A 23,183-nucleotide genomic window follows, 5' to 3' on the forward strand; every position below is an offset into this window, starting at 1 on the left:
ACAGGCGCTGACTTCGATGTTCAGCGCTAGCGGGATATGCCACTGCTCTGTCGAATGAGTGCGAATCTCTCGTTCGCACTGATGGCAAGCGCTGAACGCCAGGTAACCAAACGCTCTGAATGAAACGGAGCGATGGCGTTCGAGGTTAGATCAGCTTTTGCAATTCTGCAGGACGCTGTTGACCTGTTCCTTGGCCTCGTCGCGGGTCACCCCGTAGCGCTCCTTGACCAGCTCAGCCAGTTTTTGCACCTGGCCTTCGGTTTTCAACAACTCGTCTTCGGTCAATCGTCCCCAGGCAATTCGCGCGGCTCCGATCCGTCGCTGCCATCTATCCCTGAATGCATCCGAACTGAGCAGACTCATGAGTTTTTCGGCTTGCGGTTCAGCGCGTCGTCCTGGCTTTGCGAGGCTTGTTTTTGAGGAGACTTGGCGGGGCCTTCAAACGTGTCTTTGCTGATCACTGGATCGCGATCGGCTTTGTAGAAGGGTTGAGGCTCACTGGCTGTTGCCGGTTTCTGAGTCTGTGCCTCGGGTTTGCCCGGGTTCTTGGAGGGCTGCTGGTAAGTGGGCTTGTTCATGGTGACCTCTGGTGAATCCGCCATCTGCGAAGGTGCGAGATGCCGAGCAGAGGAGTGTTGCAGCCTTCTGCGCTCCGGTCGGTGCGTTGACGAGCTTAGGTCGGAATCAGTGCTCGGTGAGCGTCATCAGGATGTCGGCATACCAGGTGCAGTTGAGGCCCAGTGCCTCGTCCAGTAACAGATCACGGCTGCCCAGGTCGACTCGGGCCGAGTGAATACCCAGCAGGCGCCACGGCAAGGCTTGCTGCCCGGCGGCGGGATTGCTGACGCGCATCACCACGGGTGCACCACTGGTGCCGCGGTGAGTGCGGGCATCGGTGAGAAAATAACCGAGCCCCTGAAAGCGAAGGCCGAACGAGGACGCGAGAATTGCGTGGCGTACCACTGGCATATGGTGAAGGCTGTCATGGAAGCCGAGCGGAAAGCCAACCACCAGCAACTGCGCGCCGATTTCGATGTGTTCCTGGGGCTGCAGTAAATGCTCGGGTCTGAAGGCGTGATACGCGATGGCATCGGGCAGTGCCGAGCGTTCGATTTCGATGGCGGCCACATCGATCTCGCCGGCGCTATCCTGGCCTTGGCGCCACAGGCTGCCGCCGTTGCGGTAAAGAGGGATGGAGAAGCCCGTGGAGCTGGCCATATTGGTCGAGTCGGTGTGGACCTCGATCTCGAGGCTGTCCGGGTGATGACCACTGGGCTCATCGATCAATACGTGGCGGCTGGTGACCAGGAACAAGCGCTCATCGCGAGCGAAGAAGAACCCGCTGGCATTGGTCAGCACCTGCGTGCCTGCAATGGTGGTGATGCGTGCCACGCTCAACATCAGGGAATCGATCATCGTCTTCAGGGCCTCCGGTCGATAATGTGCTTACCGACTGACATGTCGTATCAAGTCCTTGGGCTAGCCCGCAAACAGTGAAAGCAGCGTCAGTGTGTTGCTTGTACTGACTGTGTCATTGTTTCTTGATTTTTCATTACCGATGAATGCCGATCACCTCTCCACGGTGCCGCCCAGTCTATAGGGTGAAAAGCGAACCGTATGCGTGTCAGCGTACGGATCGGCTGGACACCCGGTGGCAGTATCCAGCTTGATGACGCGTATGCCTCGCGCCGGATACATCCGATGGGTGAACAACATGAGCAAGCCCAGAAAATCTGACCAAGCGAATAAACCTGCTGCCCAGTATTTGCCCGGTGGTTCTGATTCCAGCAGCTACCAGCAAGATGTTGAGCAGCGTGAGCGTCGGCTTTTCAAGCGTGAAAGGCGAGCGCAATCGACACGCGACTTGCAAGATGACTTGGATAGCTAGCTTGACGAGTGGCTTCTGCTCTTCGGGGTTTTACAGGTTGAGGTGGCTGCTCTGCTTTTCCAGCAGTCGTTGTGTTGAAGGCGTGCGTGGGCATCAGCTGGTGCGATTACGCTCGAAGAAGCTCAGCACCTGTTTTTCTGCCTCTTCGTGGGTCATGCCGTAGCGTACCTCTACCAGGTGGGTCAATTTATCCTTATCCCCTTCGGATTTGATCAACTCGTTGAGGGTCAACTCATCCCAGTTGATCATGGCCGAACCGGCTAGCTGCCGCCATTTCCCTTTGATGATGTCGGTAAGTTGTCTGCTCATGGGATCTACTCCGCAATGCCCAATGGCTGAGTGGGCGGCATGACAGGATCAGGGCCGCTGATGAGATTCAGCGGCAGCCTGATGTCCACGTGGTGTTCCCGGTCATCATCGCGCAACGGCAGCCCATCGCCTTCGAGGCGGATGCCATCGAGGTCGATCGTCTGTTCATTCTGTTCCGTGCGCCGCACCGTGATTCGGTAAGGCGTGGCGCCATAGCGGTAGTGCAAGGTGAAGCCGGGCCAGTGCGCCGGCAGTAGCGGACGCATGTGCAGGCAGGCGCCGCTGCGCTGTACACCGAGCAAGGACTCGACGATCAAGCGGTACATCCACCCGGCGGAGCCGGTGTACCAACTCCAGCCGCCACGCCCCTCATGCGGCGGCATGCCGTAGACATCGGCAGCCAGCACGTAGGGCTCGATCTTGTAGGTCGCAATCGCGGCGGCACTGTCTCCGTGCGTGATCGGGTTGATGGCGTGCAGGAGTTCCCAGGCCCGCGCGCTGTCGCCGAGCGCGGCGAAGGCCATGCTTGCCCAGACTGCAGCGTGGGTGTACTGGCCGCCGTTCTCGCGGATGCCGGGTAGATACCCCTTGATATAGCCCGGATCCATGGCGCCGCTGTCGAAGGGCGGGGTGAGAAGCTTGATCAGGCCGATGTCGCGACGAAACAGGTGATGGTCGAGCGACTCCATGGCCATGCGCTGGCGCTTCTCGGGGGCCGCGCCCGAGAGTACGCACCAGCTCTGGGTGATGGAATCGATACGGCACTCGTCGTTGCTGGCAGAGCCCAGCGGCGTGCCGTCGTCGAAGTAGGCACGACGATACCAGGCACCATCCCAGGCGTGGCTTTCCAGGCTTTCACCGAGGGCCCTGGCCTGCTGCAGGCAGCGGTGTGCAAAGTCCGGATCGCCATTGAGTTCGGCGGTCGTCGCGAACCGGCTCAACACTTCATGGCCGAAGAAGCCGAGCCAGACGCTTTCCCCCTGGCCCTGTTCACCGACACGGTTCATCCCGTCATTCCAGTCGCCATGCCCCATCAGTGGCAGGCCATGAACGCCGCGTCGCAGGCTGTGCTCGATGGCGCGCACGCAGTGCTGGTAAAGCGTCTCTCGCAGAGCCGACTGGCCGGGCAGGTCGTAATAGGATTCCTCACCGCTATTGAGTGCGCGGCCTTCCAGGTAACCAACGCTTTCCGAGAGTACGCTGTGGTCACCCGTGACCTGCACGTAGCGGCTGGTTGCCAGTGCCAGCCAGAGATAGTCATCGGAGCAGCCGGTGCGCACGCCACGGTTCATCGGCGGATGCCACCAGTGCTGCACGTCGCCCTCGATGAACTGGTGGGCTGCACACAGCAGCAGATGCTGACGTACTGCTGCCGGCTCGCTGTGCAGCATGGCCATGCCGTCCTGCAACTGGTCGCGAAAGCCGATGGCACCGCCAGACTGGTAGTAGCCGCTGCGTGCCCAGAAGCGGCTGACGATGACCTGGTACATCAGCCAACCGTTGATCAGCACATCGATCGCCGGCTCGGGGGTTTCAATCTGCACCGCTGCCAGTGTGGAACGCCAGTGGGTGCGTACGATTTCCAGTTCGACCGCTGCCGTGGCGCTGCCGCGCATGCGCTGAACCAGGCGCGAGGCGCTCTGTGCGCTCTGCTCGGCGCCCAGGCGGAAGATCACCTCGCGGCTTTCCCCAGGCGCCAGTTCGATCCCGACCCTGAGCGCTGCACAGGGATCGAGCCCCGTACCTCTGCGTCCTGACAGCTGCTCCTGGGCCATGGCTGCCGGTGCCTTGAGGTTGCCATTGCGGCCGATGAATTCGCTGCGGTCGGCCGTGCTGCTCATCAGTGACATGTCGACATCGAAGAACGCCACCCGGCCAGGGAATTCGATCGAGTAGGCGTTGCGTGCGAACAGGGCGCCAGTGTCCGGGTCCGCATCGGTGACAATGTGCATGGTCGATTGACTGCGCAGTTCGCCCAGAACCCAGGCTACATAGCCGGTGATCGAGAGTCGCCGTGGCCGATCCGAGGTGTTGCGCACCAGCAGCTGCGAGAACTTTATCGGCGCCTCCAGCGCCACGTAGACGCGCAGCTCGGTCTGAATGCCGTCCTCATCGTGCTCGAACAGGCTGTAGCCGAACCCGTGGCGGGTGAGGTAGTGACCGTTTCCCGGACAGGGCAGGGCAGTCGGTGACCAGTAGTGGCCAGTGTCCTCGTCGCGCAGGTAGAGCGCCTCTTCGCTGGCGTCGGTGACGGGGTCATTGCACCACGGCGTGAGGCGGAATTCGTGAGCATTCTCATGCCAGGTGTAGGCGCTGCCGCTTTCCGATATCACCGTGCCGAACTGCGGGTTGGCGATCACGTTGACCCAGGGCGCCGGAGTCGGCTGACCGGGCATCAGACGAATGACGTATTCGTTGCCATCGGCGCTGAATCCTCCATAGGGGTTGCTCAGTAACAGACTTGGGTCTGGCGCCGGAAGTGTTGAGCTGCGCGCGGGCTTGCGCAGCAAGCGCGCATCGAACGCCGGCAAGGCCGGGCCTGCTTTGCGATGGCGAATCTGCTCGGACAGACGGCCATGCCTGTCGCTGAGCACCAGGTGTGCCACGGCCTGCATCAGAATGCGGTCCTCGCTGGACAGCTGCTGCACCGGGCGGACGAAAATGCCGCCGGGTCTATCCAGCAGATGCGCCTCGCTGCCGGAGGTCGCCAGGCCCAGGATGAGGTCTTGCAGGTTTTGCCGGTAGCCGGCCTTGTCTTCGTTCCAGATCACAAGGTCTACCACCAGCCCCTTCTGGCGCCAGTAGGCATGGGCCTGGACCAGCTGGCGCACCAGTTCGATGTTGCCCACGCTGGAAATTTGCAGCAGCACGATGGGCAGGTCGCCCGAGATGGCCTGGCCCCAGAGCCCGCTCTGATTGCGCTGGTTGGCCGCCAGGACTTCAGGGGGCGCGCGCAGCGACGGTGCGCTGTAGAGGATCGACGCGGCCATTTGCTCGAACAGGCGGGCATCGGCGTGGCTGATGTTCAGTTGCCGCAGCAGCACTTGGCTATGTGTCCAGGCCAGATCGAAAACACGATCGGCGAGGTGACGATCGCGGTATTTGTTGATCAGGTGCAGGCACCCGCTGCGACTGTCGCTGACACCGCTTACCAGATCGATGATGGCGCCCTGGCCGGCCTCCAGAGTGAATCGGCAGCGTATCGCCACGATGGGATCGAGCACGGCGCCGACCGTCCCCGAGAGCTCATCGACGTCCATGGCCGCCGGCTGCGCCAGGTCGCGCCCGCGACCGATGAAGCGGGCGCGGTCGGTTTCGTAGGAAATCGCCTCGATGTCAACGCCATGGGCGGCCAGCAGATGGCATAGCCAAGGGGGGCGTTCTGTTTTCGAACGCGGCCGGCGGGTACACAGAATCGCCTGTAGATCCGCTTGCAGCTCGGTCTCTATGAACAGCTTGCTGAAGGCCGGATGGGCCGAGTCGCTGCGCTGCGGCGCCAGCACCACTTCGGCGTAGCTGGTCAGTTCGATGGATCGACGCGTAAGGCCACGATTGTTGATATGCAGGCGCCGCAGTTCGGCATTGTCCTCGGGGGAAACGACGATCTCCGTATGGGTGTCGATATCCTGTTCGCGCACGCGGAATTCGGCCCTGGCGTCGGTGAATATCGCTTCGAAGCTGTCCGTGCGTTGCAGCGTTGGTTGGAATGCGCTTGACCAGAATGCTCCACTGGCGGTGTCGCGCAGGTAGCAGAATGTCCCGGCGGCATCACAGGTAACGTCCTCCTGCCAGCGGGTGACGGCGAGCTCGTTGCATCGGCTGTAGCCGCCGCCGGCATGGCTGATCATCACGTGATAATGGCCGTTGGAGAGCAGCTGGACGGCAGGGTGGGCGCGATCAGGCTGGGTATAGACGCGCAACTTGCTTTCATCGGCGCGAGTTGCCGCTTCTTCCTGCGCCACCTGGGGCGCATGCAGGTATTGAGTCGCGCTCTTGGGCATGCGCTCCTGGAGCAGCAAGGCAGTGGCCTGGAACTGTGGATCGGCCTCGAAGCGCCGGTGCATGGGGCGCTCGAGCAGCACGGCAGTAAGCGCCAGGAAGCTCATGCCCTGGTGATGGGCCATGAACGACTGGATCACCGCCGAGCTGCGCCCCAGGGGCAAGCGCGTGCTGGTGAAGTCCAGTGCCTCGTACAGGCCATAGCGACCCGCCATGCCCATGCCAGCCAGCGCCTGCAGGTTTCGGCACGCCTCGGCAGGCGCCACCATCAGCGCCAGAGCCGATGCGTAGGGGGCGATGACAATGTCGTCGCCGAGCCCCCGTTTCAGGCCAAGGCCTGGAACGCCAAACGCTCGGTACTGGTAGTTCAACTGCGTGTCCAGGGCGTTGTAGCCCGACTCGGATACGCCCCAGGGCAGGCCGAGTTTGCCGGCATAATCGATCTGGCGCGCCACTGCGGCCTTGCAGGTCTGATCCAGCAAGGTTCTCGGGTAACTGGGCATGACCAGCAGCGGCATGAGGTACTCGAACATCGAGCCGGTCCACGACAGCAACACCGGGACGCCGCCGCTGCTGGTCAACAGCCGGCCAAGGGCGAACCAGCCCTCCTGTGGCAACTGACCCTGGGCAATCACCACGAAGTTGGTCAGCCGCGCCTCAGAGGCCAGCAGGTCGTAGTAGGCGCCATCGAGACGCTGTTCATCGGCGTTGTAACCGATGGCCAGCAGGTCGCGCTGCGGGTCATAGAGAAAGGTGAAATCCATGTCTGCCAGGTCGCCCGCCAATTTGGCCAGGCGCTCTACCAGCGCGATTCGCTCCATTGCGCAGCCTTTGGCTTTGCGCGTTGGCACCTGCGCGTCTGCCGGCCAGTCGTTGGCATCGAGCGTTGCCAGTTGCCGCCAGGTGATGCGTCGCGAGCGTTCGCCTGGCAGGAGCAGGCTGGACATTTCAGCGCTCAGGTCTCGGCATTGCGCGCTCAGCACCTGTAGCCAGTAGCTGGGTTCTTCTTGCTGGCCCAGGGGGATGGTCAGTTTCTCTGCCTGCTCGAGCAGGCGCTGCAGGGTAGGCAGCAGGTCGTTCGGGGGCTCTGGCGTGAGCGCTGGCGCTGCCAATACCTTGAACAGCTCGTCGAGAAGCTGTTCATCCAGATCGGCATCCTGCACGGCTTCCTGCAGGACACCGAGGCAATCTCTCAGGCCTTGCAGCGTGCACGCGTCATTCGGCGCAGCATCAGGCAGCTCCAGCAGTCCCTGGCGCAGCGTCATGAGCAGGCCGGCCAGGTTGCCGCTGTCCACCGTCGAGATGTAATGCGGCGGTAGCGGTTTCAGGGTCAGCGTGTCGTACCAGTTGTAGAAGTGCCGGTGATGGCGCTGCAGCAGGGCCATGCTGGTCAGCATGTGCTCCAGTCGCGAGAGCAGGTGCCCGCCGCTGATATAGGCGAAATCATGGGCAGCCAGGTGGGACAGCAAGGCCATCCCCATGTTGGTGGGGGAGGTGCGATGCGCGGTGACGGCCACCGGCTGTTCCTGGATGTTGTCCGGCGGCAGCCAGTTGTCCGCAGGCCCGACCAGGTCCTCGAAGAATGCCCAGTTTCGCCGGGCCTGCTGGCGCAGGAAGCGTCGCTCTTGCGCAGTGGGTTCGAACGCCAGCGAGGCCGATGGCTTGCTCAGCCACCAGGCGAGTGCGGGGGCCATCGACCAGGCGAGCAGGAAGGGCGCGGCGACCGCCAGAGCCAGAGGGTGCATGACCAGCAGGATGAACAGGCTGGCGGCCAGCGCTGGGCATACCCACATGAGGCGGTACAGCCCGGATAGATCGTTACGGCTACCGCGCTCGACTTGCCGAGAAGGGTTCCACTGCAGCAGGTTGCGATGACTGACCAGCATTCTCCATAGCGTCCGGCCAATCGCATCCAGACTGTTGAGCGTCTCGAAAGGCAGCCAGACCAGCGGCAAGAGGGCGCGCTGAAAGCTCGATCCGCTGCTGCGCAGGGTTGTACTCAGATGCAGGCGCAGCGGCACCTCGGGCGGCTTGTGCAGCAATTCGAGCAGTAGGCCAAGCAAGGGTTGCGTGACCACCAGGGCAATGATCGCCAGTGTCCATAGCAGCGGCTGCGAGCTGGCGAACCAGGCCCACAGGAGACCGCACAGAAAAGCCGTCGGCTCAAGGCTGCGGCGCAGGTTGTCGAGGATCTTCCAGCGGCCCAGGGCATCCAGGCCGGTGGCCTGCCGGCAGCCCGCCGAGGGCGGACATGAGAGCAACCAGGGCAGCAACTGCCAGTCGCCGCGAATCCAGCGGTGGTGCCGTTTGGCATCGGCGCTGTAACAGGCGGGGTACTCCTCATAGATCTGGATGTCGCTGATCAGGCCGGAGCGTGCATAGCACCCCTCGATGAGGTCATGACTGAGGATGCGGTTTGCCGGTAGGCAATCCGCCAGCGCACGCTCGAAGGCATCCACGGCATAGATGCCCTTGCCGATGAACGAACCATTGCTGAACAGATCCTGGTAGACGTCGGAAACGGTGCGTGTGTAAGGGTCGACCCCTGCATCGCTACCGAACAAGTGGGCGTAGGTCGAGCGCGCGATACTCGACAGGCTGATGCCGACCCGTGGTTGCAGGATGGCGTAACCGCTGGTGATGCGTCGCGTGCTGGCGTCGAACTGAGCCACGTTCAGCGGGTGCGCGAGGGTGCCGATGAGCTGGCGGGCGACATCACGCGGTAGCTGCGTGTCAGTGTCCAGGGTGATCACGTAGACGGTCTGCTGCAGTCTCGCCAGATCACCGACGATCGAGGCGAAGCGTTCTTGTCCTTGGCCGCGCAGCACGGCATTGAGCTCGCTCAGCTTGCCGCGTTTGCGTTCGTGCCCCATCCAGCGGCGTTCAGTCGGGTTCCAGCGTCTGGGCCGGTGCAGCAGGTTGAACCGGCTGCCTTCCATGGCCGGGTACTTGTCATTCAACGCTTCGATTGCCTGACTGGCCCGCTCCAGCAGCGCCGCATCCTCATCCTGCGTTTCCTGCTGCGCGTCGAGGAAGTCGGTGAGCAGGGCAAAATGCAGATGGCTGTCGCGGTTGGCCAGGTAGCGCACCTCCATGCCCTCCACCAACTCGTCGACATCCAGCGCGCTGCCAATCAGTGTCGGCACGACCACGAGGGTGCAGGCATCCGCGGGAATGCCCTCGCTGTAATCGAGGCGCGGCAACATGTTCGCCGGCATTGTCAGGGTCACTAGCCAGTTCACCAGGCCGATGGCCAGGCGGCTGGTCATCAGCAGGAGCGGCACGCTGAGCAGGGCCAGGTACAGCAGCGACCAATTGTCGGCATGCGCCAGGGCCAGCAGGGGCCAGGCCAGCAGGACGGTGAGCAGCAGGGCTGGAATCAGGAAAAAATACAGTGGCGCTCGGCTCAGCAGCCGTTGCCCCTGCTCGATGAGCGACAACCGCACGCCGAGCTGTCGCTCCAGTGCCGGTACGCCTTTATCGACCAGGAAGAAACCGACATGGGCCATGCGCGGAATATCAGGCGGTGCGCCTGCGGCCAGGTCGAGCGCCGCGCGCGCGACGGCTGTCTCGTCGTGCTGACACGCCCGGGACAAGCGTTCCACCGCATGCCGATAGTGATCGCGCGTGGCGAAGTCCATGCGCGCGTAGATGCCCGCAGGGTCCTCGCGCAGCACCTGCTCCACGCCACTCATGCGTTCGACGAACTTGCGCCAATCGGTTGCCGAGAGCATCCGCAGGCTGTTGATACTGTTGCTGATGGAGACCTGTTCGGCCGCTTGTGATTGCGCGTCCAGTTGCACCAGACGCTCGATGTTCAGGTCGGACTCGGCCAGCGTCTGCTCGATCCAGGTCAGCGGCAGGATCAGCGCGGTGTTCTGCCCCTGTAGCCGACGCGCCAGTTCGGCGACGAACGAACTGGTCATGGGCAGTGGTGAGCGCGCCATGTCCGCGACGGCCAACACGACGCTCTTGGCATCGCGCTCTGCGGTCTCGCTCAAGCGGTCTGCCCAATGGTTGGCCAGGTCGCGATCGTTCCAGCTGGCCATGACCCGAGCAGCGACGCGGCGCAGGTTCTCGATCAGCGCCAGGCGCAGCATGATGGGCACGGCCCAGAGTTCGCCGAGCGTCAGCGGAGTCGAGGCCTGGTAGGCGGTGATGAAGCGCCCCAGGCTTTCACTGTCGACCCGTCCATCGCCGTGGGAGATGGTCTCCAGGGCGATGTCATAAACGCGGGGCAGGGTGGACGATGGTCCATTGGCCAGCCCGGGCAACTCGCGGCAGTACCCTCTGGGAAGGTGCTTCTGGGCTGTTCGTATCTGCTCTTCGATCAGATAGAAATTATCCAGCAACCACTCGGCGGCGGGTGTAGCCCGTTGGCTGGAAAGCGTCGCGGCCGTCATCGCCTGGCAGCTGCTCGCCAGTACCCTGGCGTTCTCGGTCAGGCGCTCCAGCAAGGCGTCAGAGGTGGTGTGCGGGCTGAGTTGATGCTGATGCGCGAGCTCGGCACCGTGGTTTGCCATTTGCTCGGCACTGAACAGTTCGGAGCGTAAGACGGCCTCGTATTCGAATGTACGAGGCGCGGAGCGCCATAAACGCCGGATGAGGCTAGACCATTGAGTATCCATATGCTTCCTGGCGTGCGGCGTCAGCGTTCGGACAGGCCAACGCAGAGGAGTCACTCCAGAGTTGCCAGCATGCCGTTGCGCGGATCCAGATGCGTGAACATTCATCAGGCCTTGAAACAGCTGGAGCGTCTGTCCGCTGTCGCACATAGCTTCCTGGCTCGCGAGACGTCACTCCAAGCCCGGTTCGGCCATAGAACAAGCCTTTGGCGGCGTCTGTGCTCCAGCGTACTGACCGGCCGTATTTTCGGCGTATGCTGGGGCTGCGTTTCGCTTGTATTGCGGGAGATCGGACATGCAAGAACTACCACTGCCTCTGCGAAACCATCTGCTCAGTGCGCTATCGCCGGATGTCTGCACACGTCTCTTTTCACACCTTGAGCTGGTGCACCTGGTATCGGGTCAGGTTCTCCATGAGCGACATGACGTGATGAGTCACGTCTATTTCCCTGTCGATGCCCTCATCTCCCTGCTCTACCAGACAGAGCACGGCACCGCGACGGAGCTTTCGGTCGTTGGATATGACGGGATGGTGGGTATCGCCTTGTCGATTGGCGGGGAGAACCTGCCGAGCCGTGCCGTGGTCCAGCGCAGTGGCCATGCCTTTCGCCTGGAAGGAGGGTTGCTCAAGGATGAGTTTGATCGTCACGGCGATTTGCTGGGGCTGGTGCTGCGTTATACGCAGACCTTGATCTCGCAGATGGCGCAGGCCGCCGTTTGTATCCGGTATCATTCTATCGATCAGCAGCTCTGCCGCCTGCTCTTGCTCTGGCTTGATCATCTGCCGGGTAACGCTGCGACGGTGCCGCAGGAGTTGCTCGGAGACAGGCCCGGTAGCAGTCGCACCAACATGGTAGGCGCCGCCGATAAGCTCAAGCGCCAAGGGATAATCGATTACGGTCCAGAGAGCATTACCGTACTGGACCGGCATCAGCTGGAGCAGTTGTGCTGCGAATGCTACGGCCTCGTAAAACGGGAAACCGAGCGCCTGCAACTCTGCGTGCCGTAGTTCAAGTAGCCGCGTTGCCTGGACTTCGCTGCGGCTCGGACGAGGAGGGTAAGGCAGGGATCAGCCCGCGCCTGAGTCGCGTTCAAGGCATTGGGCAGGATCCCGACCGAACCTCGACTATCGACTATCGACTGAATTTTCCGCAGGTGCTTCCTGCATTTCTTGGTCGGTCCTGAAGAACTGATAGCGGTTGCGCCCGGCTTGTTTGGCTTGATACATGGCGTGGTCAGCATGACACACCAACACATCCGAACTCTGGCCATCACGCGGGTACAGGCTGATACCCAGGCTGCACGTGATCGTCAGCGCCAGGTTCTCGATAGCGTGCTCCAGGGCCATGGCCTCGAGAATCTTCTTTGCAGTACCTGCAGCATTGCGTTCACCCTGAACCTCGGTCAACAGCACGATGAACTCATCACCACCCGTGCGGCTCACCGTATCTGAGCTGCGCACGCAGGCTTGCAGTCGATCCGCCACCGATTTCAGCAACCTGTCGCCCACTGTATGGCCAAGCGAATCATTGATGGTTTTGAAGTTGTCCAGGTCAACGAAGATCAATGCCAATGCCCTGGAGTGCCGCTTTGCCTGCTCGATTCCCTGCGCGATGCGATCGTCGAGGAGCATGCGATTAGGGAGGTGAGTCAGAAAGTCGTGCTGAGCCAGGTGGGTCATCCTGTCAGCCGTTGCCTGCGCCTGGCTGACGTCATGCCGCACGATCACCGAGCCACTGAGCTTGCCATCGTTGTCATGTATCGGTGTTTGCGCATCTTCAAACACTTGCCGTAGGCCGTCGACCTGGATGGCCGGGCGAGACAGGGTGGAGCATTTGATTACGGCTGTAGGCATCACCTCGCTGAGCAGATGGCCACGCGCCTGCTCCAGTGTCCAGCCACTCATGCGCTGTGCGGCTCTGTTGAGATAGTCGATCTGACCATGCAAGTCAGTTCCGATGATCGCATCGCCAATCGAGTCGAGAATGGCCTGCGCACGCAGGTTTTCACTCAAGTAGCTGGACGCCGTGAGCCATTCACGTAACGAGCTTATGGGCGAAAAGGGCAAGCCATTGCTGACTGAGGGCTGGCTACTGCCATGGGTTCTCGCCATGTGCGCACAAAGCATGAGTGGAACCCTGGCAGCGATGCGTGACAGGAGTTCGAGTGTGGACAATGCATGGCCCTGAGCCAGTGCATCGTCCAGCAGTACGATGTCCAGTGAGCCGTTCTGCACTCGACTCACTGCGCTGTCCAGGCGGTCCAATTGTTCTATGACGATCTCGGTGTCCTGGCGCCTCAGCTCGCTCTGAGCCATCGCACTGAAAGCGGTATCGCTGGTAACCAGGAGAATTCGATAGCCCATCGTGTGTCGTCCCTTCGCAGTGCTCGACCGAGCCTCTTGTCAAACCCAGGCAGTGCCGCTGACGTTCTGCCACGTAGCCGTTTTCTCATGGGAAAGCTCGGCAAGCGCTCAACCTTTGCCACGTTCATTGGCCAATCGGTACGCGGTTTCCGAGCGTTCGATCCGCTGTGGGAGGTTGTAGAGGTTTGCAATGGGCGTCGGTGCGTTACCGCGCATAGGATGTTCGGCGGTAACGCGCAGTAATTTCGTGCTGGAAACGCGCTTTGTTCAGAATGTCAGTGCATTGGCCTGAACGCTTTTTACGCCTCGCACGCTTTGCGTCAGCTTCACCGCCAAAGCCCGTTCTTTGCCGTCATGGACCTTGCCCGTGAGCGTGACGATGCCGCTGGCGGTCGTTACATCGATGTCCGTACCACTGACATTGCGCGAGTACAGCAAAGTGGACTTCACTTTCGTGGTGATCCAGGTATCTGCGATGTCGTCACCCGCGTCGTCGACAGCGTTCTTGCCACTGGCGACCATTCCGGATTCATTGGCCTGAACCCTCAACTGATTGTCGACGCTGTTCACGCCTTCGGTATTCATCGCCAGATCCACGGCATGCTCCCGGGCTTCGCCGCTGGTGACCGTACCGCTGAGGGTCACCTTGCCGGCACGGGTAACGACTTTGGTATCCATGCCCTCGGCATACCGACTCCAGAGCAGCTTGGACTTGATCGCGGCCGTGACGCTTGCATCCTCGATGGCTTCGCCAAAGCTGCGCTCCTTGCTGGCGCGAGCAGGCGTGAAGTTCTTGTCCACGACGATGTCGTTGGTCACTGACTTTATACCGCTGACGTTCATGGCAATTTCATTGGCCAGCTCCTTGTTCGACTCATCGGGAACACGTCCGCTGAGGCTGGCGGTGCCATTGTCCACGGTGGCTTTCAAGTCGAAGTCACGCAGGTATCGGTTCAGGGTGTAAGCCGTTTCTATCTGGCTTTCCTGGCGAGCCTCGAGGATGTCTTGAGAGGGACTTTCGGCCATGGCGCCTGGGCTGGCGACAGCGATGGCAAGGGCAAGCGAAGAGGCCAGGAGCAGTGAGCGTGACGGGATGTTCATGATGGACTTCCTTGCTGGGGATCCAAACAAGACAGGTGCTTGCGACTTGTCCGGATAGAGGGCGAAAAAGGATGTGGCGCCCAAGGCAGCTGGCGTAATGGGCGACTGTTCCAGCTTTACCCTGTGCGCGTCGGAAGTCGGTGCGTTACCACACCAAGGTTTGAACAGCGATTGGACGATGCGTACTGACTTGTGTGCGTCAGCGGACAGACCCTGTCCCGGTTTGCCGACAGAGTCCTTCGGCTATCGACGCCCATCGACAATCCTGTCTTGGGCTCCTTTGGATCTTGGAGTGTTCAGACATGCGTGAACACCACAGGCCGGCATGAGCGGTCATTCACCTCGCCCAGGAACCGTGATGAAGCTGCCGGCAGAGCTGACCGATCGGCTTGCCAAGCCTTTCTCGCACTTTCTTCGGATAGAAGCTTCTGCAGCGTTTTTGCTATTGCTGGCGACTATTGTTGCCCTGGCCGTCTCCAATTCGCCCTGGGCGCCGAGCTATCACCAATTCTGGGAGATTCAGGGCGGGTTACAGGTCGGCAGTCTCAACTACATGCGCTCGCTCAGAGACTGGGTCAACGATGCAGCCATGACGCTGTTTTTCTTTCTCGTCGCGTTGGAACTCAAGCGTGAAATTTCCCTGGGTGAGATGAGTCGTCCGCGCCGCGCAACGTTATCGATCGCTGCAGCCGTTGGCGGCATGGCCGTGCCCGCCATGCTCTATTGGGGGCTGCAACAGGGGCTCCCAGGTGCACATGGCTGGGGTATGGTCATGGCAACCGACACTGCGTTCGTCATCGGCTGCCTTGCCCTGCTCGGTAAACGCATCCCGCGTAGCTTGCGCGTATTCATGCTGTCGTTGGCAATCGTCGACGATATCGGCGCCATCCTCATCGTCGCCATCGGCTACAGCGAGCAGGTATCCATGGGCATGCTGGCCCTGGCAGGGCTCGGAATCGCTGTGGTGCGTGCTATGTCCTGGGCGGGTTTTCGCGGATTTCCGCTCTACTTCCTGGTGGGTGGGCTGACCTGGATCGCGGTGGATGTGTCAGGCATCCACGCCACCATCACAGGCGTGATACTGGGCCTGATGACGCCCGCTCGCCGCTGGGTCAGTGACCGGCGTCTCTACGCGATACTGAGTCAGGTAATTGCTCATCCCGCGGGGGAAGGCAGTGGTGATACCAGGGACCGACACACGTTGTTGGCTGCAGAAATTGCAGCAAGAGAGACGCTCTCTCCGGTAGAGCGCCTTGAGCTGGGACTGCACCCCTGGGTTGGATTCGTCATCATGCCGCTATTCGCTCTGGCCAATGCCGGATTTTCATTGCAACTCGAGGCGCTGGACACCTCGCTGGCGTTCGCGGTCTTTGTCGGCTTTGCCGTGGGCAAACCGGTGGGTGTTCTGGCATTCAGTTGGCTTTCGTTGCGTGCAGGTATTGCTACGCGGCCTCCGACCTTGACCTGGGGGCTTATGAGCGGCGGTGCGATGTTGGCCGGCATCGGCTTCACCATGGCCTTGTTCATCGCCGGCCTGGCCTTGCCAGTCGATCTGCTCGACAGCGCCAAACTGGGTATTTTCATGGCATCGGGCTTCTCGGCACTTGCCGGCCTGGGCTTACTGTTTCATGCGTCCAGGGCGCCTGTGGGGCGCCGCTGAATGGATCATGCCGAGGCGCTGCCCTCACTCAGTTCGCTGCTCCACCACCTGGCTTGGCCAGGTAAACATATCTTTTAACTATGTTCAGCCAGCACGGCATTCACGGTTCTTTATCTATAAGACGCGGGCTGGGGTTGTTTTACGTTTAAGTGTGTTAGCGCACCGACGTATAGGTGCCAGCTGTCATTATCGAACTCGAGTGTCGGCAACAACGTCGGCATATCCCTTCCGTCGAGGTCATCATGAACAAGCCCCTTGTGCCCCGCACCCCCAATGACTCAGCTAAAAGTACCGAACAGTCAAAAGGTAATAATTCGGGGGGCAAACAACCTGCTGGCAAGCCCGAACGTAACTCACAAAAAAGCGACAATGCTCAAATACCCGACAAGCATGAGCGTTCTCAACAGAAGCATGCTCAGGTTGAGAAGTCAGCCGTAGATCGGGGCCCCAAAAAATCCTGAGCGATTTGATTGTGCAGGTTATCAAGTGGGTTTAGCCAGGCAGCGCTGACAATAGTGCTGCTTGCAGGGTACATGGTATCACCCACACGGCCCATGGGAGTACTTCACGATGAGTCTCGGTACGATTCTACTTATAGTTCTGGTGCTTATGCTTGTTGGTGTCTTCCCTGCCTGGCCGCATAGCCGGTCTTGGGGTTACTGGCCAACAGGTGGTTTGGGCATCGTGGTAATAATTTTGTTGGTTCTCCTGCTGCTTGGGCGAGTCTGAATGGAATATGTCCACCCGTAGCGGGTTACGTCCATCTCTACCCATGCGTTCACCGACTTTTGAAATGAAGCACCGTTAAGGAGTTCGTTATGAAAGAGCCCGCGACGCCAGGCAGCACATTGCCCGCTATAGAAGGCGGGCAGGAGAATATAAAGAAATTGGCTGAGGCCCCTGCGGCAGTTCCTAGGCGGCTACCGCTTCCGGGTGAGCTTATTGAACCCAGACTACCGACCGAGTGCTCCAATCAGAAGTTGAAGTCAATTCTGAAGGCAACTCGCCGCACGGCGGATCTGTTTCGAGCTGCCTGGTGAATAGGTGCGAGCCGGAATGAAGCACTCAAGCGCACATGCTGAGCAAGAGGGTGCTGTGCGAGAGCCAGCAAGCCTGAAGCTTCGCCGGGTGACTATCAGTGGCTGCGCAGTTGCTCTGGGGGGCGTGTGGGTTTCGTTGTGCGCGCTGCAGGTATCAGGCCCTTCCAGTTGCTGGATCAAGACTGCAAAAGAGAGCGTACTGGTGATCGCGCTGGGCTTCAGCGTTACACTCGCTTCAAGCGATATCTGGTATTTTCCTGCGGCGCGGGGGCAACACTTTGTCAGTGCTGAAGTGCGCCAGGCTTTAGATAAAGGCGTGGCGTTTTATGGTGAAGATTTGCGTGGTGTTTATATGGAATCTTCTTCCGCGTGCTGTGCGACGGTTGGTGATGAACATGTAATTCGTCAGCCCATAAGAGTGATAAGCACGGCGCCACGGCTAAGACTGTGAGAACGTTTCATGTTTGCAGTGTGGCTGAAATCATATGCGCCATGAGCGTGCCAATGAATGCGGCGGATGGCGGAAAATTGTATTGACTTATTCGCTGTTTTCAATGTGTTCAAGCTGGCGTGCGTATTCAGATTTCAGGATGGAGTAGCACTTGCACGTTTCCCGTTCAAGAGCCTGGCGATTTATTATCGTGATATGGCCACGTTTATATTGAACCAGATGGCGGGTCTTCAGCAGGCCCGCCGCAATGCTAATAGCGCTACGACGGACGCCCAGCATCCCAGCCAGATCGCTATGTGTCAGCTGCAAATGCTCGGACTGAACGCAGTCTTGAACCGTCAGCAGCCAGCGCGCCAGGCGATGCTCTACGCCATGATAGTGACCACAAGTGGCATTGCACATCAGTTGCGCCAGGAGGACATATAAATAGCGCTTGATGATGCTCAGTAATGTCGGGCAGGTAAGCGCGAGCTGTTGCATATGCCTGATGTCTATGCGAAGCGCTTCGCCGTCCGCTTTCACTACTGCATTGGCAGGGGCTGTATCTACCCCGAGTATTACAGTAGCTCCCAGCATACCCTCATAGCCTGTTAGCCCTAGCTCAATTGAACGACGATCACTTGAGTGATAGCTGTGCGAGATGAATCCGCTCAGGGGGAAGTAGAGATGGCGGATGGGCTGATAGGCTTCGAATAGAACTTCACCCACGTGCATGGCGACTGTTTCGCCGCTCAATAAGAGTCGCTGGCGCTCATGCTGGGGGAGCGCGCAGAGTAGTCTGTTTCTTTCGGTAAGGAGAAGAGAAGAGGGCATCTATATGTCCGCAGCACGATGAGGCCTTTGGCGGTAGGGGAAGGGTGCTATGCAGTCCCGTTCATATAGTCTGTCAAGATGCCGTTGATTTCAGTTCGTTATAGCACGCAGGGCAAGATTTTTATTCCTTCAGCGTGTCTCGTGGTAAATAGGGCAGCAGCCGGTCCGTTTCCCGTTTGACCACGGCATAACATTCGCAACTCAGCTGTTCGAGTTTATGCCTGTCCAGTACGGTTATATGGCCGCGGCTGTATTCGATGACGCCCAGTCGCTGGAGCTTTCCAGCGGCTTCGGTAACACCTTCTCGACGCACGCCCAGCATATTGGCGATCAGTTCCTGGGTCATGGTGAGTTTATTGTTCGGCAGTCGGTCCATTGACAGGAGTAACCAGCGGCATAGCTGCTGGTCGATCTGATGATGGCGGTTGCAGACAGCGGTCTGGGCCATCTGCGTGATAAGTGCCTGGGTGTAACGAAGCATCAGTACTTGAAGCTCGCCGTGACGATTGAATTCGTCCTTTAATTTTCGTCCAGGTAAGCGATAGGCATGTCCGGCACTCTGGACAATTGCGCGGCTGGGCGTGCTTTCGCCGCCCATGAACAAGGCGACGCCAACAAGTCCTTCGTTGCCCACCACTGAAATCTCGGCCGAAGATCCATTTTCCATTACATAAAGCAGGGAGATTATGGAGTCCGTTGGAAAATAGACGTGGCGCAGTGTCTCACCGGATTCGTAGAGAACCTTGCCAAGCGGCAAGGCTATTTTTTCCAGTTGTGGATAGAGGCGCTCTCTAACGTCCGCAGGTAATGCAGCCAGCAGATAATTGTTTTCAGGCCTGACTGTGTCGCTCATATTCCTCTCCCGATTAGGCTGCGCAAATGTAAAGATTACACCTTTCGAAACAGGCTTCTGTTCGGTAGCGTACGCAGCATGCGCCCAAAGCAAGCCTATTGAAATGCTTGACCACTATTTTTATGGCGCTTGAAATGGCCTGAGCCGGTGATGTCACAGGAATGGCGCTGGGTGGCTGTGTGCTATCAAGGCGATCGGCCAGATCGGTTGGAGTGCAAGGCCAGGTTTACATTGCGTGAGCGACTGTCTTGTGTGTCGTAAGTGCGTTATGTAGGCAGGGGTGTTGATTGTCTATTTGGAAGTGTCTCGGCTGATTGATGTTTTTCAGAGTTTGCTGCTTATACGTTTCCCTGCTGCCTGCTTATTGTCTATCTCTGCGGTTAATGATTGCGGGCGTAGAATGTCCAGGTGCATGTCCTTTTTTAGATAGTGAGTGGTTGTTCTCGGGGCAGAACTTATGCACTTGTTGCGATGAGTGTCGGGCGTTGATGTGCCGTAGTCTTTTGCTCTTGTACTAGGCTCAGCGCCACTCAGTGGCTTACAAAGGATGTACTTCTCTCTGTGTTCGCTGTCGCACAGACAGGCCGTCTCATGCTGCTAAGATCGTATTCCAATGTGTTCGTTCAATTTATGGGGTTTCTACCTGGATTATTGCGTCGGGTAGTGCCAATGCCGTGTCGTGTCATTCGGTATGGCGATATGTGCAGGTGTATTAACTTCCACGTTAATCTATGGCACAAGGAGGTAAAGGTGAAAACGATATCAAAGGACGCCGAGGTTTTTTTTGATGGCTGCATGACTCAATCCAAGATCCGGCCTGACGGGAGTCTCTTAATTACTGTCACGCATAAAGGTCGTAGGCTGGAGCGTGTTTTCGAACATACCTGTCCTATTGCCGAGTTGATTAGGACGATAAGGTACGACCTTGCATCTGCTGGCAACGAAGGTGGTCTGATTGGCATGCTTGACCAGTCCTCGTTGCGCCCATTGCCAACTTACGTAAATAAACCTCTGCATGAAACCCGCTGGGCCAGGCTGTGGCGGATGCGCAAGTTGAAAGGTTGTTGAGGGTGTCAGTGTCGACGCAGCCAAAAGAGGTGAGGTCGAATGCACTTGCTTTCATCTTCGCCGTCACCTACCGGGCAGCGTTCTCTCTGTGGCGCGGCCTGGATGCCGGGGCAAGGCTTGAGCCACATCAACATGCTGTTGACGCGGGTTCTGTTCCTGTTGGTTGCGCTCGGTATTGGTGGCGATAGCGCGCTCAAGAGCATGATCGACGACTGCCGCAGTTGACGTCTGCCAAACGATGCCCCGACACTGGCCTCAGGCCGGCGGCGGGGCGTTTTCGTTTCTGCGTGCAGTGCGTTTACGACCAAAGGCGCGTTTTGACCAGCCGAAGGCAGCATTGTCCGGCGCGGGTGCGTTGTCGAAGCTGGACGGTACGCTGCCCCGAGAACCCTCGATGACCCTGCAAACTCCACTTTCTGCCCCTGTTCGGCGCCTGGCTAATGGCGCGCAGCTGTGTGCGCAGCAACAGCCGTGGGCGCAGCAGGTGGGGTTGTGCTTGCGGGTGGCCGCGGGCAGTCATGATGAGCCGCAGGCCTACCCTGGCCTGGCGCACTTTCTCGAGCATCTGCTGTTTCTTGGTAGTCGGCATTACCCGAGTGATCAGGGCTTGATGGCCTTCGTCCAGCGCCATGGCGGCATGGTCAATGCCTCGACCCAGGCGCGGCATACCGACTTCGTCTGCGAGGTGCCGGCCGAGCTGCTGCAGCCAGCGCTGGCGCGTCTGCTGGATATGCTCTGCCAGCCGCTGTTGGCGATCGAGGCGCAGTTGCGCGAGCGCGAAGTGCTGGATGCCGAATACCAGGCGCGTAGTCAGGATGCCACCAGCCGCATCGATCACGCCCTGGGCCAGGCTCTGGCAGCCGGGCATCGCTGCGGCGAGTTCCTGGCGGGCGATCGCAGCACGCTGGTTGTGGAGTCTCCGGCGTTTCAGCGGGCGCTGCGCGATTATCACCAGCGTCACTACCAGGCCGGGCATATGCACCTGACCCTGGTGGGGCCGCAACCGGCCGAGCAACTGCTGGAGATGGCCGGTGCGCTGCTGGGGCAACTGGCGGCTGGAGAGCCCGCAGCCGAGTCGGAACCGGCGGCCGATCTGCTGCCGCTGCGCGCGTCTCGCTTGTGCCTGCAACAGAACCGCCCGGCTGTGCACCTGGGGTTTGCCGCACAGCTCGATGCCAGCGAGTTGGACGTGCCATTGGCGCTCTTGCTCGATGCCCTGCATGACCCCGCGCCTGGCGGCCTGCTGGCCGGCTTGCGTGAACTGCAGCTGTGTCGGCAGTTGCAGGCGCGGGTGCTGTATCAGCACCAGGGGCAATGCCTGCTGCGTTTGGACTTTCCTGGCGCCACGGCGGAGCAGGGCGCGGCCTTGCGCGCGGCCCTGCAGAGCTGGGCCGCGCAGTTGCAGGGCCATCCAGATTGGCCGCTGCGCCTGCGGCACTATCAGCAGGCGGCAGCGCTGCGGCTGCTCGGGCTCAGCCCTTTGGGCCTGGCCCAGCGCCTGCAAACGCCGCCGCAGAAGGACGACAACACCCTGGATGCTCTGACCGCTCTGCTGGGGCAATTGGCACAAGGTGATGGGTTGATAGTGCTGCAGTGCAGCGAACAGCCACAGCCCAAGTGGCCTGCAATAGGGCTGGATTTGCCGTTGCAGGCCTTGCCGGCGCAAGCGCTTGCACCAGTTCTGAAACACCAGTGGCGACTGTCCAGCGATGAGCCCTTGCTGGAACGTCGCGCCCCTGTATCAGCCGTTCTGCCGGTGGCTGCGCTGCGACATTGTCCGGGGCAGGCCGAAGGCGGGCCGGCCGCGCTTTACTGGCGCGGCCCCTGTTCAAGTGCAGGCGACCTGACTGCCATCGAAGCCGCTCTGCTGGCACGCAGCGCCGATCTGCGTTGGCGCGGTGAGCGGCTTGGCATCGGCAGCCAGCTGAGCGTGCACGCCTCTGGCTGGACCCTGGCATTGCAGGGGCCTGCGGCGCTGCTGCCGACTTTCAGCGCGCAACTGCTGCTGTTGTTGTTGGCGCCGGTAAGCGAGCCGGCCGAGCCCTTATCGCAGGGCATGCTGTTGCGGATGCTGCTGCAGCGCTTGCCTCAGCTGTGCGAGCTGCCCGCTGCATCGAGTCTGCAAGGGCTGAGCGTCGGCCTGGGCGAGCGGGAGCAGGCGCAACTCGCCGAGTTGTGCACGGCGGTCGAACCGCTGGCGGATCTGCCGCTAGCGCCAGGTGCCAGGACAGGGATCGACTGGCACCAGCTCGCGCAGCCAGGCACGGATGCGGCGCTGCTGCTGTTCTGCCCGCTGCCTGCTGGCGATGCCCATGCCGAGGCAGCCTGGCGTCTTCTCGGGCAGCTACTGCAGGGTCGTTTTTATCAGCGGCTGCGCGGCGAGCTGCAACTGGGCTACGCCTTGTTCGCCGGCTTTCGTCAGGTGCAGGGCAGCAGGGGGTTGCTGTTCGCCCTGCAGTCGCCGGTATGCGATGCGGCTGGAATCTTCGCCCATATCCGCGCCTTTCTTGAGGAGCAGCGTCAGGTGCTCGAAGCGCTGGACGACGCGGCGCTGTCGAGTTGTCGTGATGCGCTGCAATCCGCGTTGAGCCCGGCCAGGGCCAATCTGGCTCGCGCCGAGCAGCTGTGGCAGCTGTATCTGGCCGGCTTGCCCGAGGTGCATCCGCGGCGGGTGCAGCAGGCATTGAAGGCACTGTCCGCGAGCGATCTGCTGCGGGCGCATGAGCAGTTGCTGCTTGTCCGCGATTGGCGAGTATTGGCCAGCGGAGCGCCGGCGCCCGTCTAGGCAGCGCTGCTTCCCACGCATCTCCATGAAACCGGCCCGGAACGGCCTGGCGTTCTGCAGTGGGCGTCTTTCGGTATTCCTTCTTCACAACTTCTGCGCGACGCGTAATTGCGCTTCTACGCCCAAGGGCTGGCCAGGGACTACGACCTTTCTCCCGCTACCGGTAGGAGACCGGTCGTGAGCCGGCGGGAGCGGCCTGGTAGCGCCCGGCCAAAGCAGCAGCGAA

At 60.3% G+C, this 23,183-nt stretch carries 15 protein-coding genes; 6 read left to right on the forward strand and 9 right to left on the reverse strand.

The annotated features are described in order from the left end of the window. Positions 1 to 150: 150 nt before the first annotated feature. From BLR77_RS18360 to BLR77_RS18380, 5 genes are all read right to left on the reverse strand, one after another. Entirely contained in the window at positions 151 to 363 is a 213-nt protein-coding gene (locus tag BLR77_RS18360) for a CsbD family protein (RefSeq protein WP_074680501.1), read from the reverse strand. Next, positions 360 to 578, reverse strand: a complete 219-nt coding sequence (locus tag BLR77_RS18365) for a hypothetical protein (protein ID WP_074680503.1) — start codon at positions 576 to 578, stop codon at positions 360 to 362. The genes BLR77_RS18360 and BLR77_RS18365 overlap by 4 nt, the downstream gene beginning before the upstream one ends. A 106-nt stretch (positions 579 to 684) precedes the next feature. Continuing rightward, on the reverse strand, positions 685 to 1,416 hold the full coding sequence (locus BLR77_RS18370) for a trypsin-like peptidase domain-containing protein (protein WP_074680505.1): 732 nt from the start codon (positions 1,414 to 1,416) through the stop codon (positions 685 to 687). 565 nt (positions 1,417 to 1,981) lie between these two features. Continuing rightward, the gene (locus BLR77_RS18375) at positions 1,982 to 2,197 is read right to left on the reverse strand and encodes a CsbD family protein (protein ID WP_074680507.1); all 216 of its coding nucleotides are present in this window, start codon (positions 2,195 to 2,197) and stop codon (positions 1,982 to 1,984) included. A gap of 5 nt (positions 2,198 to 2,202) precedes the next feature. After that, on the reverse strand, positions 2,203 to 10,824 hold the full coding sequence (locus BLR77_RS18380) for a glycoside hydrolase family 94 protein (RefSeq protein ID WP_074680509.1): 8,622 nt from the start codon (positions 10,822 to 10,824) through the stop codon (positions 2,203 to 2,205). 292 nt (positions 10,825 to 11,116) lie between these two features. On the opposite strand from BLR77_RS18380, the gene BLR77_RS18385 reads away from it, so the two are divergent. Continuing rightward, positions 11,117 to 11,830, forward strand: coding sequence for a Crp/Fnr family transcriptional regulator (locus BLR77_RS18385; protein ID WP_074680511.1), 714 nt, complete (start codon positions 11,117 to 11,119; stop codon positions 11,828 to 11,830). Between the two features lie 117 nt (positions 11,831 to 11,947). On the opposite strand, the gene BLR77_RS18390 is transcribed toward BLR77_RS18385, so the two are convergent. Then, a complete protein-coding gene (locus tag BLR77_RS18390; protein WP_074680513.1) occupies positions 11,948 to 13,186 on the reverse strand; it encodes a diguanylate cyclase domain-containing protein in 1,239 nt (412 codons plus the stop codon). 267 nt (positions 13,187 to 13,453) lie between these two features. After that, on the reverse strand, positions 13,454 to 14,287 hold the full coding sequence (locus BLR77_RS18395; protein WP_074680515.1) for a BON domain-containing protein: 834 nt from the start codon (positions 14,285 to 14,287) through the stop codon (positions 13,454 to 13,456). A 358-nt stretch (positions 14,288 to 14,645) separates the two neighbouring features. Here BLR77_RS18395 and nhaA point away from each other — a divergent pair, with 358 nt between their 5' ends. The 4 genes from nhaA to BLR77_RS25190 all read left to right on the forward strand — a co-directional run bounded on the left by nhaA (position 14,646) and on the right by BLR77_RS25190 (position 17,438). Beyond that, positions 14,646 to 15,947: a Na+/H+ antiporter NhaA gene (gene nhaA / locus BLR77_RS18400; RefSeq protein WP_083366085.1), complete on the forward strand. Its 1,302-nt coding sequence runs from the start codon at positions 14,646 to 14,648 to the stop codon at positions 15,945 to 15,947. Positions 15,948 to 16,189: 242 nt separating this feature from the next. Beyond that, positions 16,190 to 16,408 (forward strand): hypothetical protein, encoded by a 219-nt coding sequence (locus BLR77_RS25185; protein WP_139203037.1) that lies wholly within the window; start codon positions 16,190 to 16,192, stop codon positions 16,406 to 16,408. A gap of 109 nt (positions 16,409 to 16,517) precedes the next feature. Next, entirely contained in the window at positions 16,518 to 16,676 is a 159-nt protein-coding gene (locus tag BLR77_RS18405) for a DUF3309 family protein (protein WP_074680519.1), read from the forward strand. A gap of 327 nt (positions 16,677 to 17,003) precedes the next feature. Beyond that, positions 17,004 to 17,438 carry a hypothetical protein gene (locus BLR77_RS25190; protein ID WP_139203039.1) on the forward strand — a complete coding sequence of 145 codons (435 nt, stop codon included), beginning with the start codon at positions 17,004 to 17,006 and terminating at the stop codon, positions 17,436 to 17,438. An 87-nt stretch (positions 17,439 to 17,525) separates the two neighbouring features. Here BLR77_RS25190 and BLR77_RS18415 read toward each other — a convergent pair whose 3' ends face one another. Next, positions 17,526 to 18,251, reverse strand: coding sequence for a Crp/Fnr family transcriptional regulator (locus BLR77_RS18415; protein WP_074680524.1), 726 nt, complete (start codon positions 18,249 to 18,251; stop codon positions 17,526 to 17,528). 121 nt (positions 18,252 to 18,372) lie between these two features. Beyond that, a complete protein-coding gene (locus tag BLR77_RS18420) occupies positions 18,373 to 19,104 on the reverse strand; it encodes a Crp/Fnr family transcriptional regulator (RefSeq protein ID WP_074680526.1) in 732 nt (243 codons plus the stop codon). A 1,462-nt stretch (positions 19,105 to 20,566) separates the two neighbouring features. Between BLR77_RS18420 and pqqF the strand changes: the two genes are divergently transcribed. Next, positions 20,567 to 22,957 carry a pyrroloquinoline quinone biosynthesis protein PqqF gene (gene pqqF, locus BLR77_RS18425; RefSeq protein WP_074680528.1) on the forward strand — a complete coding sequence of 797 codons (2,391 nt, stop codon included), beginning with the start codon at positions 20,567 to 20,569 and terminating at the stop codon, positions 22,955 to 22,957. Positions 22,958 to 23,183 lie beyond the last annotated feature (226 nt).

The sequence above is a fragment of the Ectopseudomonas alcaliphila genome, from assembly GCF_900101755.1.
GTDB classification, from domain to species: domain Bacteria; phylum Pseudomonadota; class Gammaproteobacteria; order Pseudomonadales; family Pseudomonadaceae; genus Aquipseudomonas; species Aquipseudomonas alcaliphila.

Bases quoted from the DNA above. Each gene is read 5' to 3' on its own strand.
- BLR77_RS18360 (WP_074680501.1), bottom strand. From the start codon at position 363: ATGAGTCTGCTCAGTTCGGATGCATTCAGGGATAGATGGCAGCGACGG.
- BLR77_RS18365 (WP_074680503.1), bottom strand. From the start codon at position 578: ATGAACAAGCCCACTTACCAGCAGCCCTCCAAGAACCCGGGCAAACCC.
- BLR77_RS18370 (WP_074680505.1), bottom strand. From the start codon at position 1,416: ATGATCGATTCCCTGATGTTGAGCGTGGCACGCATCACCACCATTGCA.
- BLR77_RS18375 (WP_074680507.1), bottom strand. From the start codon at position 2,197: ATGAGCAGACAACTTACCGACATCATCAAAGGGAAATGGCGGCAGCTA.
- BLR77_RS18380 (WP_074680509.1), bottom strand. From the start codon at position 10,824: ATGGATACTCAATGGTCTAGCCTCATCCGGCGTTTATGGCGCTCCGCG.
- BLR77_RS18385 (WP_074680511.1), top strand. From the start codon at position 11,117: ATGCAAGAACTACCACTGCCTCTGCGAAACCATCTGCTCAGTGCGCTA.
- BLR77_RS18390 (WP_074680513.1), bottom strand. From the start codon at position 13,186: ATGGGCTATCGAATTCTCCTGGTTACCAGCGATACCGCTTTCAGTGCG.
- BLR77_RS18395 (WP_074680515.1), bottom strand. From the start codon at position 14,287: ATGAACATCCCGTCACGCTCACTGCTCCTGGCCTCTTCGCTTGCCCTT.
- nhaA (WP_083366085.1), top strand. From the start codon at position 14,646: ATGAAGCTGCCGGCAGAGCTGACCGATCGGCTTGCCAAGCCTTTCTCG.
- BLR77_RS25185 (WP_139203037.1), top strand. From the start codon at position 16,190: ATGAACAAGCCCCTTGTGCCCCGCACCCCCAATGACTCAGCTAAAAGT.
- BLR77_RS18405 (WP_074680519.1), top strand. From the start codon at position 16,518: ATGAGTCTCGGTACGATTCTACTTATAGTTCTGGTGCTTATGCTTGTT.
- BLR77_RS25190 (WP_139203039.1), top strand. From the start codon at position 17,004: ATGAAGCACTCAAGCGCACATGCTGAGCAAGAGGGTGCTGTGCGAGAG.
- BLR77_RS18415 (WP_074680524.1), bottom strand. From the start codon at position 18,251: ATGCCCTCTTCTCTTCTCCTTACCGAAAGAAACAGACTACTCTGCGCG.
- BLR77_RS18420 (WP_074680526.1), bottom strand. From the start codon at position 19,104: ATGAGCGACACAGTCAGGCCTGAAAACAATTATCTGCTGGCTGCATTA.
- pqqF (WP_074680528.1), top strand. From the start codon at position 20,567: ATGACCCTGCAAACTCCACTTTCTGCCCCTGTTCGGCGCCTGGCTAAT.